The sequence below is a fragment of the Pseudomonas sp. TE3552 genome, assembly GCF_056278945.1.
The window spans coordinates 3,901,652-3,915,350 of record NZ_JBWBQJ010000001.1; the positions used below are offsets into that span (position 1 = coordinate 3,901,652).

Genomic DNA, 13,699 nt, shown 5'->3' on the forward strand with positions numbered 1-13,699 from the left:
GCCCAGAAGGCCAGTTCGGAGGGAAGTGCGACTGGACAACCGTCCATAGAGAAAACCAAAGGAAACAGGTGAGTCGCAGCGTCACACGGGCGGTTAAGTCGTTAAATCGGGATTTGAAGAACCTTGGGTGTGGACAGACTAAACAATCGATCATCCAAACGCCCGCTCCCACAGGAATTTTGGAGTGTGGTACAGGTATTTAATTTCTAAATACCGTTCCAGACTTTCTGATTTGCGGCCTCCGGGGCTCGCGCGCCTAATCAGCGCCTTGTTCCTGCAGGTCCGATCATGGAAAACATTCGCGCAACCTCCCGTCCTGCCCTGTGGCTGATGTTCAGCATCATTCTTGTCGCCCTGAACTTGCGTCCGTCCATGGCCGCTGTCGGTCCTTTGCTGTCAGCCATTCGCAGTGACATCCCGCTGAGTTTCAGCCTCGCGTCGCTGTTGACCATGCTGCCAGTCATGGCCATGGGACTGGCGATGTTCTTCGGTATCGGTATCAGTCAACGCCTGGGCGAGCAGCGCACCGTGGTGCTGTCGCTGCTGATCATCGGCCTGGCCACCGCGTCGCGGCTGTTCCTCGATTCGGCGGCGGAACTGATCCTGAGTGCGGTATTGGCCGGTATTGGCATTGCGCTGATTCAGGCGTTGATGCCAGCCCTGATCAAGTCCCGTTTCAGCGACAACGTTTCCGTGTGCATGGGCCTCTATGTGACGTCGATCATGGGCGGCGCAGCAATCGCGGCGTCGTTTGCGCCGCTGGTGATGACCCGTACCGATAGCTGGCGCGTGGGGTTGGCGATCTGGGCGGCGCTGGCGCTGGTGGCGTTGCTGTTCTGGTGCGCTCAACGCTCGGAAATGCCGACACTGAGTACCCGCAAAGAGTCCTTTTTCACTTATTCCCGCGCCTGGTTACTCGCAATCTTCTTCGGCCTCGGCACGGCGTCCTACACCTGTGTGCTGGCCTGGCTGGCACCGTACTACGTGGAAAAAGGCTGGAGCGAACAACAGGCCGGTTTGTTGCTGGGCTTTTTGACTGCCATGGAAGTGTTGTCGGGGCTGGCAACACCCGCCATCGCCAATCGCAGCCGCGACCGGCGCCTGGTGCTGGTGGTGTTGCTGACGCTGATCATGGCCGGTTTCTGCGGGCTGATTCTGAGCCCGCAACACCTGAGCCTGCTGTGGCCGGGCCTGCTGGGAGTGGGCATTGGCGGGCTGTTCCCGATGAGCCTGATCGTGTCGCTGGATCATCTGGACAATCCCCAGCGCGCGGGCGGGCTGACCGCCTTCGTGCAAGGTATCGGTTATTTGATTGCCGGCGTCTCGCCGCTGATGGCCGGGATGATTCGCGATCAGTTGGGCAGTTTCGAATGGGCCTGGTGGTCACTGACGGGCGTCATGGCGCTGATGATCCTGATGGTTCTGCGCTTCGATCCGCGGCATTACGCCAAACACATTCACTGACCCGGAACCCCCATCATGAAACGCACAGGTTTTGCTACCGCTCACCTCGGCATGCTGCTCTGGGCTCTGTTGATCGCCGTCTCGTTTTCCGCCGCAGCCCAGGTCAACCAGGCTATCGACCCGATTCTGCTGACCGGGTTGCGTCTGCTGTGTTGCGCCCTGGTGTTTCTGCCTTTGCTGCTGTTCAAGGGTGATACCACCATGACCGTCGGCGGCCTGTTCGGTCATGCCGTACTTGGCATGCTGCTGGCGTTGTACTTCGGCTCGTTATTCGAAGCGCTGCGCTACACCTCGGCGGTCAACACCGGGACGATGTTCACTCTAGTGCCGTTGCTGACGCTGCTGTTCGAAGCCTTCCTTATACCCGACAGCAGCCTGAAACAACGCGTGTTGCCCATGCTGGTTGCCGCGGCCGGCGCCGTGTTGCTGGTGTTGAAAGGCGCAGGCCCCGGCGAGCTGCCGTCGCTGTATGCGGTGTCGGTGTACGGGGCCGGTTGCCTGGCAATGGCGCTCTACTCTCCCCTGAGTCAACGGCTCAAAGCCAACAGCCTCAAGGGGCGCGGCCCGGTGGGCATGACCTTTTGGAACATGCTCTTCGGCGCGCTGTTTCTATTAGCGTTCTGCGGGTTCAGCGGCGGCTGGCGTTCGGTGTCGTTGCTGACCGCGAGCGATCTTTGGTGGCTGGTCTACCTGGCACTGTTCTCCACCTTGGCGACGTTCTGGCTGCTGCATCGCGCCATTGGCGTCATTGCCCCTTCCTCGGTCATTTCCTACATCTACCTGAGTACCCTGTTCATCACGCTGTTCCACTGGTTCTGGCTACGCCAATCGCCACTGGCCCTGGAAATCATCGGCGCATTGCTGGTGGGCGTCGGCACGTTGACGCTGCTAATATCCAGCCGCAACGCGATGCCTGCGCAGCAAACGGTGTTAAAAGCCTCTGGCCATGTTTCGGGGGATTGAATTCAGAGGTCGTGTTCACAACATTTTCTGTCCCACAACTGACCATGAAACGTCCTACAAGGCATTCTCTTGGCACCATCGTTCCGTTAGGATCGTTCGCACACGTTTGCGCACAGTCAGCGCAAGGAGCACAGCGAGACAGAACGGATGCTAAACAGTAACTTGCTTAGAAAGCTCGACATGCAAGACCTCATGGTGTTCGTCGCCGTGTATGAGCAAAGCAGCGTCACCGGTGTGTCGGAAGCACTCTGCGTCAGCCAGTCCACCGTGAGTTACTGCCTGAAAAAACTGCGCACCAGTTTCGAAGACGAGTTATTCATCAATACCCGCACGGGTATGCGCCCCACCCAAAAAGCCAGCAGCATGTACACCCATGTGCTGAAGATCCTCGAAAGCATCAACCTGTGTCACGCCGCAGCACCGACATTCGATCCGACCTTGCAACCGATCACCTTCAACATCTGCGCGCCGGAATACTTCGAGCAGTTGATTCTGCCGCGCCTGTTGAAGCGCTTCGATTTCGCCGACCTGCCAGTCGTGATCAACATGCACAAGTTCGAAACCGACATCCCGGACGAAGAACTGCGTGACGGCAGTCTCGATCTGGTGATCTGTTTTGGCCCGAATTTTCATCGCAGCCATACCGATTTCAACTCCAGGATGCTGCTCAAGGATGATCTGGTCTGTGTCTTCGACAAACGCGCCACGCCGCTGGAACCACGCTTGAGCATGCAAGCGTTCATTGAACGTCGGCACGTGTTCCCGACGCCCTGGACGTCCACCACCAACATGGTCGACGGCTGGCTGGCACGGCAGGCGCACAAACGGCAAATTGTGGCGCGCTCCAACAGCTACAGCGCGGCGTTGAAGATGATCACCGGCACCGACTTCATCCTGACGCTGCCCCGACGCATCCAGCAATTGCTGACCAACGAGGCGATTTTCAATCACTGCGAAGCGCCCAATGGCTTGCCGGGCTTCACCCTGGACATGCAATGGAGTCAAGGCGCCGATCAGGACAGCGCCAACACCTGGCTGCGCGAACAAGTGATCAAAGCCTGTGCCGAACAGGAAATGGCCTGAAACTCAGTGGCCGATGGCGGTCTTGGTGTAGGACTCTCGATCGATGTCGAGGATTTCAACACACAGCTGGACCTCAACTTCTGCCGGCCACTCACACACATCCTGCACCACGGCCAGCAGGCTTTCAGACAACTGCTTTTTGATCTCCGGCGAACGACCGCTCAACAGCGCCAGCTTCACGTGCACGAACGCCCGCTCGCCCAGTGCCGTGCCCACCCTGAAAGTCTCGACCTTCACGGCACGAGACTTGATATCGAACTCAGCACCGAACTGGCCGGACGCGACCAACGCGTTGTTGAGTCGCATCAACGCCAGATCGGCATTCAACTCGGGCAAGTTGGCGGTGTATTCCATGTGCAGGTGGGGCATAAGGGGCTCCTGAAAATTGGAAGAAAGGTCGTACATATAACACAGAGCCGCCCTACTCACTGGGACGGCGCGAGAGTCGCACGCTCACTCATGAACGCCTCCAGACGCGAGCGTAGCCAGCGTTCGGCCGGATCGCTGTCGACATGACTGAGCCAGACCATGGACAGGTCCAGGGTCGGTGTCTTGAACGGAAACGGCTCCTTGAACAGTTGGCCGGACGCGGCCATCGCCTCGGCCGTGTAATCCGGCAGGCTGGCGATCAGATCGGTGCCGGCGAGTAAAGCCGGCAACGAGCTGTACTGCGGAACGGACAGCACTACCTGGCGTGTACGACCGATCTCCGCCAGCCATTCATCGGCGTAGCCACTGACATTCGCGGTGTGGGACACCAGCACGTGCGGCCGCGCGCAATATTCATCGAGGGTCAACGGCGTGTCCGAGGCGTCTGCGCGCAAAATACTGGGCTGGATGTGTCGCAACAATTTACGCTTGGCATTGGCCGGCAGGCCGCGGGTCTGGCTGATACCAACGGTGATATCACCAGACGCCAGCAAGTCGGGAATACGCCAGTAATCGACATGCTGGACCACGAACACCACCTTCGGCGCTTCCTGGCGCAACGTGCGCAGCAACGGTGGTAACAGGCCGAACTCGACATCGTCCGACAGCCCGATACGAAACGTCATGGTGCTGCTGAGCGGGTCGAAATCGTGGGTCAGGCTCAAGGCCACCGACAGCGAATCCAGCGCCGGCGACAGGTGCTGAATGATCTCCTCGGCCCGCGCCGTCGGCTCCATGCGATGCCCGACTCGAATGAACAGCGGATCGTTGAACATCGTCCGCAAGCGGTTCAGCGCCGCACTGATGGTCGGCTGACCGAGGAACAGCTTCTCCGCCACCCGGGTGACATTGCGTTCGAGCATCAATGTCTCGAACACCACCATCAGGTTGATGTCGGCCTTGCGTAGTTCGTTGCGATTCATCCGTTACACCCCGATCCCAGACGGGTGACAGTTTAGGTAGGTGTCGCGATCGGCGTCTATGCGACTCAAGCAGTTTGCGTTTTATCCAAATGCAGACAGCGGCTTCGTCTTACAGTCCCTTCCTGATTACGTCGTTCGTCTGGCAGGAAGCGACCCACAAGGAAGTCTACGACCTGATCAAAAGAAAACTGGGCCACTCACAACCGTAAGACCGCCCGGTTAAAACGAAGCTGCTCCCATTGAGCAGCTTCATCGTCCCGGGGCCTATATTTCCCTGACCGGAGTCTGATCGTGAGTTCCTTTGATCAAACTGATGGCATGCACACAATCAGACTTGTTGACGTAAGCCTCCCCACTGGCAATCGTTTCATGATTCCCCGCCCGCAATCGCCAGCGCCATTGGCCTTTGCCGGTTTGTGCGGTACCACGGGTTTGCCTGTAAATCTCAAAATACATTGATCGCTCCTTGCGACTGCTGATTACGACAGGTCAGTGACCTGCTGAACCAGAGTAGATGAGGAATTTTTGCGGCAAGGTCTTTCAATGTCAGGGGATATTTCGAAGGGAAAACCTTGATTCACGAAGCGATCAACAAATACAGGGGGTGGTAATTAAAGCGACCCGGTGGAGGCACTTTTCTCGCGAACAGGCATCTTTTTCTTACGCTGTTGGGCTGATTTATCCGACGCTGAAAACCTGGGATGGCGGGGATAAAAAATCTGCACAAACGAAAAAGCCCCGTAGATTTTCATCTACGGGGCTTTCTATGTATGGCGGAGAGATAGGGATTCGAACCCTAGGTACCGGTGAAGGTACAACGGATTTCGAATCCGTCCCATTCGGCCACTCTGGCATCTCTCCAACGGCGCGCATCATAACAGCACAATCGCCGGAAGCGAACCCCCCTTAAGCGATTTTTTTCCGTGCTATCAGATGCTTGCGTCGATTAAAGCGGTACGCCCAGACGGTTGGCGACTTCTTCGTAGGCTTCGATGACGTCACCGAGGCCCTGACGGAAGCGGTCCTTGTCCATTTTCTTGCCGGTGGCTTTATCCCACAGACGGCAGCCGTCCGGGCTGAACTCGTCGCCCAGGACGATGGAACCGTCGGAGAAAACGCCGAATTCGAGTTTGAAGTCGACCAGCAGCAGGCCGGCGTCGTCGAACAGTTTGCTCAGGACTTCGTTGACCTTGAGCGACAGTTCTTTCATGCGAACCAGCTGCTCGGCAGTGCCCCAACCGAATGCCACGACGTGGGATTCGTTGATGAACGGGTCGCCCTTGGCGTCGTCCTTCAGGAACAGTTCGAAGGTGTAAGGGTTGAGCTTCATGCCCTCTTCCACGCCCAGACGCTTGACCAGACTGCCGGCGGCGTAGTTACGCACGACGCACTCGACCGGGATCATGTCGAGTTTTTTCACCAGGCATTCGTTGTCGCCCAGCAGCTTGTCGAATTGAGTCGGCACGCCGGCTGCTTCGAGTTTCTGCATGATGAAGGCGTTGAACTTGTTGTTCACCATGCCTTTGCGGTCGAGCTGCTCGATGCGCTTGCCGTCGAACGCCGAGGTGTCGTTGCGAAACAGCAGGATCAAGCGGTCAGCGTCATCGGTCTTGTAAACCGATTTGGCTTTGCCGCGGTAGAGTTCTTCACGTTTTTCCATGATGGGCTCCGCTTGCTAAGTAGGTGGGCTAGGCGATGTGTCGCCAGTCAAGCCCTGAATCTTGATCGGCCAGTTGCAGCCAGTCCGGGTCGCACCCGAGGGTGTCGACAAAACATTGCCGGGCCAGCTGCGGCAGGTTGTTCTTGCTGCTCAGATGGGCCAGGACCAGGTGTTGCAGGCCTTGCCAGCCCAACTCGGCCACCAGGAATGCCGCCTGATGGTTGTTCAAATGTCCCAATTCACCGCCCACCCGCTGCTTGAGAAAGTACGGGTAGTGACCGCGAGCCAGCATGTCACGGCAATGGTTGGACTCGATCATCAACGCATCGAGGTCCCGATAGCCGTCCAGTACCTTGTTGCAGTATGAACCCAGGTCGGTCAGCAGGCCGAAACGCCGCTGACCGTCGCTGAAGACATACTGCGTCGGCTCCTGTGCATCATGCGCCACGGCAATGACACCGATGCTCAGAGGGCCGATTTGCAGTTGCTCGCCGCCAGCCAGAAGGCCTGCGGGTTCAATCGGTTTGCGCATCCCGCGCAGGGTCCCGCGACTGAGGTAGACAGGCAGATTGTAACGCCGAGACAGCAAACCCACGCCATGCACGTGGTCGGCATGTTCGTGGGTCACGAGTATCGCGCTCAGCTGCGATGGGTTCACACCCAGACGCAGCAGGCGTTTTTCGGTTTCCCGCAGGGAGAAACCACAATCCACCAGTACATACGTGTCATCGCTGGCTATCAGCGTGCCGTTCCCTTGGCTACCGCTGCCGAGAACGGCAAAACGCATGGGATCAGCCCAGGTTGTCCTGAATCACGGTCAACACTTTACGCGCCACTTCTGCTGGCGCCACGGTATTGATGTTTTTCTCGACGGTGACTTGTACGTTCTCGCCAACCTTGCTCAGGCGAACCTGATAACGCTCGGCGCGGGCTTCAACTTCTTCCTTGTTCGGCTTGCTGCCGAACAGGCTGCCGAAGAAACCTGGCTGCTCGTCCTTTTTCTCGGCTTTTTCGGCGAGGTTGATGTAGTACAGGCCCAGGCTGCGGTTGATGTCCTCAACACGCCATTCGCCCTGCTCCAGCGCACGACCGACACTCGACCAGGCACGATCCAGGTCGGTACCGACGTTGAGTACCGGGTTGCCGCTGCCGTCCTCGGTCAGGCTGACACGGCTTGGTGTATCGAAATCACGCGAAGCCAGCATGGAGACGGAACCACCCTTCTCCGACGTGCGGCTCATGCTCGCGAGCATGTCGTCGACCAGTGCTGCGTCCAGGCCTGTGTTAACCGAACGATTGGTGAAATCCACATTGGCGGTGCTGCCGGCAGGACGCTCGGCGCTGACCACATAGACTTCACTGGTGTTGCGCTGCACGCCCGGCTCGATACGCACCCGCACGCGGGTTTCGCTGTCGGCGCCGACACCCGCCGCACTCAGGCGCTTGGCCATCGCGGCGGACAGTTCGTCGGAATGCTGCCAGGTGGTGGTGAATTCACCGGTTTGCGGGCGTTGTTCATCCAGGCGGAAACCGTTGTCCTGGAAGAACTGCACGGCCACGGGCCAGACTTCGGCCGGTGGATTCTGAGCCATGATCCAGCGCGAATCACCACTCTTCTGCAGTGAGTAGGCGCTGATGTCAGCCGCTGCCGACAGCGGCTGCGGACGAGGCACGGTGTATTCGCCCTTGGCGGTATCGTCAGCCACATTGCGCGGGATCGGCAACAGCGGATCCAGACGCTTGGCGGTGCTGACATCCGGAGGCAGTTGCATCGGTGCAGTCTGTTGCGCTTCCAGGTAATCGCTACCACGGTCACGGAAGTAACCTTCCGGGCCCCAGATCCATCCGCAGCCACTGGTGCTGGAGATAATCAAGGCAAGTGCGGAAAGTCCGGCCATTCGCTTCATGCGTTGTACTTCCTCAATTAAACCAGGACGCCGGACTGGCGCATGGCCTGCCGCAGCGGTTCGTGACAGGCAGCGCTGAGCCAGGTGAGCGGCAGACGGATACCGTCCGGCATCAAGCCCATTTCATGCAGTGCCCATTTCACGGGGATAGGGTTGGATTCGATAAACAGGGTTTTATTGAGCGGCATCAGCTTTTCGTGGATCGCCCGGGCCTTGACGGCATCGCCGGCCATGGCCGCGGCACACAGTTCGCTCATGGCACGCGGAGCGACGTTGGCGGTCACCGAAATATTGCCCTTGCCGCCGAGCAGCATCAGCTCGACCGCGGTCGCGTCATCACCGGAATAAACCAGGAAGTCGCTGCTCACGCCCGCCAGGATGTCCTTGGCGCGCTGCAGGTCGCCCGTGGCTTCCTTGATGCCGATGATGTTTTTCACGGTCGACAGGCGGATTACCGTCTCGGCTTGCATGTCGCACGCGGTACGGCCTGGCACGTTGTACAGAATCTGCGGGATATCGACGGCTTCGGCGATCGCCTTGAAGTGCTGGTACAAGCCTTCTTGCGTCGGCTTGTTGTAATAAGGGGTTACCAGCAGGCACGCGTCGGCGCCAGCGTTCTTCGCGTTGGTGGTCAGTTCGATCGCTTCGCGCGTCGAATTGGCGCCCGTACCGGCGATCACCGGAATACGTCCTGCAACCTGGGCAACCACGCGACGGATCACTTCGATGTGCTCGTTCACGTCAAGCGTGGCCGACTCACCCGTAGTGCCGACCGCCACGATGGCGTTGGTGCCCTCTTGCAGATGGAAGTCCACCAGTTTGCTCAGGCTGTCCCAGTCGAGGCGACCTTGTGCATCCATGGGTGTGACCAGTGCCACCATACTGCCCGCAATCATGCAACCGCTCCTGCCGGAAAAAGAGAGCGGTAATGGTACTGGCGCCAAGATGCTTGTACAAGCGAAGTACTGCGCTGCCGCCATTCCCCTTGGCGCTGCTTTTCGCTACCCTTCAGACTTTGATCGGTACTGATAAGCTCGTACGCCGCGTTCCAGCCTTCATTTTCGGCATCACAAGCCCCGATTCAACGTTGCCACCCCTCGCTCTCGCCATATTGGAGCACGTTGCAACCTTCGGCCGGGTTTTCTGAATTCGCATCCGCTGGCTCGTCCCCGGTAAAAAAGCGCATAGAAGTATCGACCGCTCATCGCTTTAGGAATGCTGCATGTCCACCCCCACAGTTCGCGAACAATTCCTTGTCATCAGTGCCCTCGGCGCCAACCCCATGGAGCTGACCAACGTCCTGTGCCGCGCCAGCCATGAAAACCGCTGCGCCGTAGTCACCTCTCGCCTGACGCGCCATGGCGAATGCAGTGCGCTGATCCTCGAAATCTCCGGCAGCTGGGACGCCCTGGCGCGCCTCGAAGGCAGCCTGCCAGTGCTGGCCAAACGGCACGCCTTCACCGTCAACGTGGTGCGTAGCGCAGCCCTGGAGAACCGTCCCCAGGCCCTGCCGTACGTCGCCTACGTCAGCTCGGCCTACCGCCCGGACATCATCAACGAGCTGTGCCAGTTTTTCATGGACCACAACGTCGAGCTGGAGAACCTGACCTGCGACACCTATCAGGCCCCACAGACCGGCGGCACCATGCTCAACGCCACGTTCACCGTGACTTTGCCGGCAGGCACCCAGATCAGCTGGCTGCGTGACCAGTTCCTGGATTTCGCCGACGCCATGAACCTGGACGCACTGATTGAACCGTGGCGCCCACAAAACCCAATGTAAGGAAGCTTTCATGGCCGTAGCCATCGACCAACCGGTTGCCGACTTCGAAGCACCCGCCACCAGCGGGCAATCCGTCAGCCTCGCGGGCCTCAAAGGCAAGCAAGTGGTGATTTACTTCTATCCGAAGGACAGCACACCGGGCTGCACCACCCAGGGTCAGGGTTTTCGTGATCAGCTTGAAGCCTTCAAAGCCGCCAATACCGAAGTCTTCGGCGTGTCTCGCGACAGCCTGAAATCCCATGAAAACTTCAAAGCCAAACAGGCGTTCACCTTCGAGCTGATCAGCGACAAGGAAGAAGCACTGTGCCAGATGTTCGACGTCATCAAGCTGAAAAAGCTCTACGGCAAGGAATACATGGGTGTTGATCGCAGCACGTTCCTGATCGACAAGGACGGCGTGCTGCGCCAGGAATGGCGCGGCGTGAAGGTGCCTGGGCATGTGGATGCGGTTTTGGCTGCTGCTCAGGCGTTGAACAAGGCCTGATTATTCTGGCGTCTGTTCGGACGCCTTCGCGGGCAAGCCTCGCTCCTACAGGATTTGCGTAAACCCTGTAGGACCGAGCCTGCTCGGGATGTGGCCATCAGCCTCACCGCATAACCAGCACCGACCGTTAAAGCAACGGCGCCACCACCGGCTCCTTGCGCGGCCAGGCATCCAGCACCGCTTTGAACAGCGTCGCCAGAGGAATCGCAAAGAACACTCCCCAGAACCCCCACAAGCCGCCAAACAGCAACACCGCGCAGATGATCGCCACCGGGTGCAGGTTGACCGCTTCCGAGAATAGCAGCGGCACCAGCACATTGCCGTCCAGCGTCTGGATGATCCCGTAGACCGCCATCAAATAGATGAACTGATCGCTCCAGCCCCATTGGAACAGCGCAATCAGCAGCACCGGCACGGTCACCACCACGGCCCCGACATAGGGCACTACCACTGACACCCCCACCAGCAACGCCAACAGCGCCGCGTAGTTGAGCCCCAGCGCCACAAACCCGATGTAGGTCACGCCACCGCAAATGAAAATCTCGATGACCTTGCCACGAATGTAATTGGCGATCTGCCGGTTCATTTCCTGGGCGACCCGGGTGATCAGCGCCCGCTCGCGCGGCAGGTAACCGCGGACCCATTGGCCGATCATCTCCCGATCCTTGAGAAAGAAGAACACCAGGATCGGCACCAGCACCAGGTAGATCATGATGTTCACCAACAGCGGCAGACTCGACAGCGAAAACGTCAGTGCCCACTGGCCGAACTTGCCGATCTCGCCCCGCGCCACTTCGATGGCCTGCAACACTTGCTCATCCGACACCAGGTGCGGATAGCGCTCGGGCAGCAGCAACAGCAGCGACTGCCACTTGGCGAGCATGCCCGGCAATTCGTTGAACAGTGTGATCAGCTGATGCCAGAGCAACGGCACCACGACGATGATAAATACCAGCAATACCCCCATGAACAACGCGAAGACCAGCCCTACCGCCACGCCACCGGGCACGCGCAGGCGTTCGAGAGTCACCACCAGCCCCTGCATCAAATACGCCAGCACCATCCCGGCCAGGACCGGCGCAAGCATCCCCCCCAAGGTAAGCACCGCGGTAAATGCCAGAAACAGCAACACCGCCAGCACAACGGCTTCTTCATCCGAAAAGTAGCGCTGAATCCAGTCGCGTAACACTTTGAACATCAATAATCCTTAGAAACGAGCGCAGCAGATTTCAGGCTTTTTTCAACCAGTAGCGGTAAACGCCCGCCTCATCTTCTTCACGAAGCAGCGTATGACCGGCCAATCGGGCAAAGGTGCGAAAGTCGCGCTGGGAGCCCGCATCGGTAGCGATCACCTTGAGCACCGCACCGCTGGCCAATCGGTTGAGTTCCAGTTTGGCCTTGAGCAATGGCAACGGACAATTCAGACCGCTGGCGTCCAGTTCGGCGTCGTGGGTTACAGCGTCAGTCATCGAATCACTCCGGGGCTGGGGGTTGAGCCACTTAGAATATCTGGTCCCAAGCGTAGTGTCCGGCTACAGTAAGGTCTTTGTCGACTAAGGCTTTGTGCATGACTTTTTTGCGCCCTACCCTGCTGACGCTCGCTTGCCTGCTCGCCTCACCGGGCTTCGCCGACGACTTGCCGTCACTCGGTGACGCCAGCTCTGCCATCGTCTCACCGCAACAGGAACACCAACTGGGCCGTGCCTGGCTGGCGCTGTTGCGTAGCCAGGTGTCGCAGCTCAACGATCCTCAGCTCAAGGATTACGTCGAATCCAGCGTCTACCGGCTGGTGGAGACCAGCCAGGTCAATGACCGGCGCCTGGAGTTCATCCTGATCAACAGCCCGCAGCTCAACGCTTTTGCCGCCCCGGGCGGGATCGTCGGCGTCAACGGCGGCTTGTTCCTCAATGCCCAGACCGAGGGCGAATATGCCTCGGTACTGGCCCACGAACTGGCTCACTTGTCGCAGCGTCACTTCGCACGGGGTGTCGAAGCTTCGCAACGCATGCAGGTGCCCATGATGGCTGCGCTGCTGGCCGGTATCGTGATTGCCGCGGCCGGTGCAGGTGATGCCGGTATCGCGACCATTGCAGGCACTCAGGCAGCGGCGATTCAGGAACAACGACGCTTCTCGCGCCAGAACGAGCAGGAAGCCGACCGTATCGGCATCATGAACCTCGAAAAGGCCGGTTACGATCCGCGTTCGATGCCGACCATGTTCGAACGGCTGATGCGCCAGTACCGCTTCGACGCCAAGCCACCGGAATTCCTGCTGACTCACCCGGTGACCGAATCGCGGATCGCCGACACCCGCAACCGCGCCGAACAGGCTAAACCGGGCGGTATCGAAGACAGCATGCGTTATCAGCTGATTCGTGCTCGCGTGCAGCTGATCTATGAAGAAACCCCAGGCCTTGGCGCCAAGCGCTTTCGGGCGCAACTGGATGAAAACCCGAAAAACGACGTCGCGCGCTATGGCTTGGCGATCGCCCAGATCAAGGGTGGCCAGCTGAATGAGGCTCGTGAGAACCTCAAGCCGCTACTGGCCAAATCGCCGAACGAAATCATTTACAACCTGGCCCAGGTCGATCTGGACATCACCAACAATCGCCTGCCCGATGCTCAGTCACGGGTCGACCGGATGCTCACGCAGTATCCAGGCAACTACCCGCTGAATCAGGTACGTGTCGACCTGCTGCTCAAGCAGAATCGAGCAGCCGATGCGGAAAAAGCGCTGGAGAACCTGCTCAAGAGCCGACCCGATGATCCAGACGTCTGGTACATGGTGGCCGAAACTCGTGGCCTGTCAGGCAACATCATCGGCCTGCATCAGGCTCGCGCGGAATACTTTGCGCTGGTCGGCGATTATCGCCAGGCAATCCAGCAACTGGACTTCGCCAAGCGTAAGGCGGGCAGCAACTTCCCGCTGTCATCGCGGATCGACGCGCGCCAACGTGAGTTGATGGAGCAGGAACGCATGGTCAAGGACATGATGGGCTGACC

At 58.9% G+C, this 13,699-nt stretch carries 15 protein-coding genes and 1 tRNA gene; 6 read left to right on the forward strand and 10 right to left on the reverse strand.

Features of this window, described 5'->3' with window-relative positions; genetic code table 11:
* The first annotated feature begins 288 nt into the window (after positions 1–288).
* The 3 genes from ACZ9BB_RS17520 (at position 289) to ACZ9BB_RS17530 (ending at position 3,510) form a co-directional block, all read left to right on the forward strand.
* Complete coding sequence (locus ACZ9BB_RS17520) at positions 289–1,464, forward strand: cyanate transporter (protein WP_476214839.1); 1,176 nt, start codon at positions 289–291, stop codon at positions 1,462–1,464.
* 15 nt (positions 1,465–1,479) lie between these two features.
* A complete protein-coding gene (locus ACZ9BB_RS17525) occupies positions 1,480–2,427 on the forward strand; it encodes a DMT family transporter (protein WP_476214841.1) in 948 nt (315 codons plus the stop codon).
* A gap of 147 nt (positions 2,428–2,574) precedes the next feature.
* Entirely contained in the window at positions 2,575–3,510 is a 936-nt protein-coding gene (locus ACZ9BB_RS17530; RefSeq protein WP_476214843.1) for a LysR family transcriptional regulator, read from the forward strand.
* Positions 3,511–3,513: 3 nt separating this feature from the next.
* Here ACZ9BB_RS17530 and ACZ9BB_RS17535 read toward each other — a convergent pair whose 3' ends face one another.
* From ACZ9BB_RS17535 to dapA, 8 genes are all read right to left on the reverse strand, one after another.
* The gene (locus ACZ9BB_RS17535; protein WP_476214845.1) at positions 3,514–3,879 is read right to left on the reverse strand and encodes a 5-carboxymethyl-2-hydroxymuconate Delta-isomerase; all 366 of its coding nucleotides are present in this window, start codon (positions 3,877–3,879) and stop codon (positions 3,514–3,516) included.
* A gap of 56 nt (positions 3,880–3,935) precedes the next feature.
* Complete coding sequence (locus ACZ9BB_RS17540; RefSeq protein ID WP_476214846.1) at positions 3,936–4,862, reverse strand: LysR family transcriptional regulator; 927 nt, start codon at positions 4,860–4,862, stop codon at positions 3,936–3,938.
* Positions 4,863–5,126: 264 nt separating this feature from the next.
* Complete coding sequence (locus ACZ9BB_RS17545) at positions 5,127–5,318, reverse strand: YegP family protein (RefSeq protein ID WP_095630958.1); 192 nt, start codon at positions 5,316–5,318, stop codon at positions 5,127–5,129.
* A gap of 315 nt (positions 5,319–5,633) precedes the next feature.
* Positions 5,634–5,723, reverse strand: a tRNA-Ser gene (locus ACZ9BB_RS17550).
* 85 nt (positions 5,724–5,808) lie between these two features.
* On the reverse strand, positions 5,809–6,522 hold the full coding sequence (gene purC, locus ACZ9BB_RS17555) for a phosphoribosylaminoimidazolesuccinocarboxamide synthase (RefSeq protein ID WP_007898671.1): 714 nt from the start codon (positions 6,520–6,522) through the stop codon (positions 5,809–5,811).
* A gap of 28 nt (positions 6,523–6,550) precedes the next feature.
* A complete protein-coding gene (locus ACZ9BB_RS17560) occupies positions 6,551–7,309 on the reverse strand; it encodes an MBL fold metallo-hydrolase (RefSeq protein WP_476214849.1) in 759 nt (252 codons plus the stop codon).
* A gap of 4 nt (positions 7,310–7,313) precedes the next feature.
* Complete coding sequence (gene bamC, locus ACZ9BB_RS17565; protein WP_476214851.1) at positions 7,314–8,429, reverse strand: outer membrane protein assembly factor BamC; 1,116 nt, start codon at positions 8,427–8,429, stop codon at positions 7,314–7,316.
* A gap of 17 nt (positions 8,430–8,446) precedes the next feature.
* On the reverse strand, positions 8,447–9,325 hold the full coding sequence (gene dapA, locus ACZ9BB_RS17570) for a 4-hydroxy-tetrahydrodipicolinate synthase (RefSeq protein ID WP_007898664.1): 879 nt from the start codon (positions 9,323–9,325) through the stop codon (positions 8,447–8,449).
* 326 nt (positions 9,326–9,651) lie between these two features.
* Between dapA and ACZ9BB_RS17575 the strand changes: the two genes are divergently transcribed.
* Both ACZ9BB_RS17575 and ACZ9BB_RS17580 read left to right on the forward strand, forming a co-directional pair.
* Positions 9,652–10,212 (forward strand): glycine cleavage system transcriptional repressor, encoded by a 561-nt coding sequence (locus ACZ9BB_RS17575; RefSeq protein WP_007898662.1) that lies wholly within the window; start codon positions 9,652–9,654, stop codon positions 10,210–10,212.
* 10 nt (positions 10,213–10,222) lie between these two features.
* On the forward strand, positions 10,223–10,696 hold the full coding sequence (locus tag ACZ9BB_RS17580; protein ID WP_476214853.1) for a peroxiredoxin: 474 nt from the start codon (positions 10,223–10,225) through the stop codon (positions 10,694–10,696).
* A 127-nt stretch (positions 10,697–10,823) separates the two neighbouring features.
* Here the strand turns inward: ACZ9BB_RS17580 and ACZ9BB_RS17585 are convergent, their stop codons facing one another.
* Together ACZ9BB_RS17585 and ACZ9BB_RS17590 are read right to left on the reverse strand one after the other, a co-directional pair.
* Positions 10,824–11,894 (reverse strand): AI-2E family transporter, encoded by a 1,071-nt coding sequence (locus tag ACZ9BB_RS17585; protein ID WP_476214855.1) that lies wholly within the window; start codon positions 11,892–11,894, stop codon positions 10,824–10,826.
* A gap of 31 nt (positions 11,895–11,925) precedes the next feature.
* Positions 11,926–12,165 (reverse strand): sulfurtransferase TusA family protein, encoded by a 240-nt coding sequence (locus ACZ9BB_RS17590; protein ID WP_007898654.1) that lies wholly within the window; start codon positions 12,163–12,165, stop codon positions 11,926–11,928.
* A 98-nt stretch (positions 12,166–12,263) separates the two neighbouring features.
* Here ACZ9BB_RS17590 and ACZ9BB_RS17595 point away from each other — a divergent pair, with 98 nt between their 5' ends.
* Complete coding sequence (locus ACZ9BB_RS17595) at positions 12,264–13,697, forward strand: M48 family metalloprotease (RefSeq protein WP_476214858.1); 1,434 nt, start codon at positions 12,264–12,266, stop codon at positions 13,695–13,697.
* Positions 13,698–13,699: the final 2 nt, after the last annotated feature.

What these genes read in the sequence shown, in the direction of transcription:
- ACZ9BB_RS17595 (WP_476214858.1), top strand. Translation starts at nt 12,264, where the DNA reads ATGACTTTTTTGCGCCCTACCCTGCTGACGCTCGCTTGCCTGCTCGCC.
- ACZ9BB_RS17585 (WP_476214855.1), bottom strand. Translation starts at nt 11,894, where the DNA reads ATGTTCAAAGTGTTACGCGACTGGATTCAGCGCTACTTTTCGGATGAA.
- ACZ9BB_RS17535 (WP_476214845.1), bottom strand. Translation starts at nt 3,879, where the DNA reads ATGCCCCACCTGCACATGGAATACACCGCCAACTTGCCCGAGTTGAAT.
- ACZ9BB_RS17530 (WP_476214843.1), top strand. Translation starts at nt 2,575, where the DNA reads ATGCTAAACAGTAACTTGCTTAGAAAGCTCGACATGCAAGACCTCATG.
- bamC (WP_476214851.1), bottom strand. Translation starts at nt 8,429, where the DNA reads ATGAAGCGAATGGCCGGACTTTCCGCACTTGCCTTGATTATCTCCAGC.
- ACZ9BB_RS17540 (WP_476214846.1), bottom strand. Translation starts at nt 4,862, where the DNA reads ATGAATCGCAACGAACTACGCAAGGCCGACATCAACCTGATGGTGGTG.
- ACZ9BB_RS17525 (WP_476214841.1), top strand. Translation starts at nt 1,480, where the DNA reads ATGAAACGCACAGGTTTTGCTACCGCTCACCTCGGCATGCTGCTCTGG.
- ACZ9BB_RS17520 (WP_476214839.1), top strand. Translation starts at nt 289, where the DNA reads ATGGAAAACATTCGCGCAACCTCCCGTCCTGCCCTGTGGCTGATGTTC.
- ACZ9BB_RS17560 (WP_476214849.1), bottom strand. Translation starts at nt 7,309, where the DNA reads ATGCGTTTTGCCGTTCTCGGCAGCGGTAGCCAAGGGAACGGCACGCTG.
- purC (WP_007898671.1), bottom strand. Translation starts at nt 6,522, where the DNA reads ATGGAAAAACGTGAAGAACTCTACCGCGGCAAAGCCAAATCGGTTTAC.
- dapA (WP_007898664.1), bottom strand. Translation starts at nt 9,325, where the DNA reads ATGATTGCGGGCAGTATGGTGGCACTGGTCACACCCATGGATGCACAA.
- ACZ9BB_RS17590 (WP_007898654.1), bottom strand. Translation starts at nt 12,165, where the DNA reads ATGACTGACGCTGTAACCCACGACGCCGAACTGGACGCCAGCGGTCTG.
- ACZ9BB_RS17580 (WP_476214853.1), top strand. Translation starts at nt 10,223, where the DNA reads ATGGCCGTAGCCATCGACCAACCGGTTGCCGACTTCGAAGCACCCGCC.
- ACZ9BB_RS17575 (WP_007898662.1), top strand. Translation starts at nt 9,652, where the DNA reads ATGTCCACCCCCACAGTTCGCGAACAATTCCTTGTCATCAGTGCCCTC.
- ACZ9BB_RS17545 (WP_095630958.1), bottom strand. Translation starts at nt 5,318, where the DNA reads ATGTATTTTGAGATTTACAGGCAAACCCGTGGTACCGCACAAACCGGC.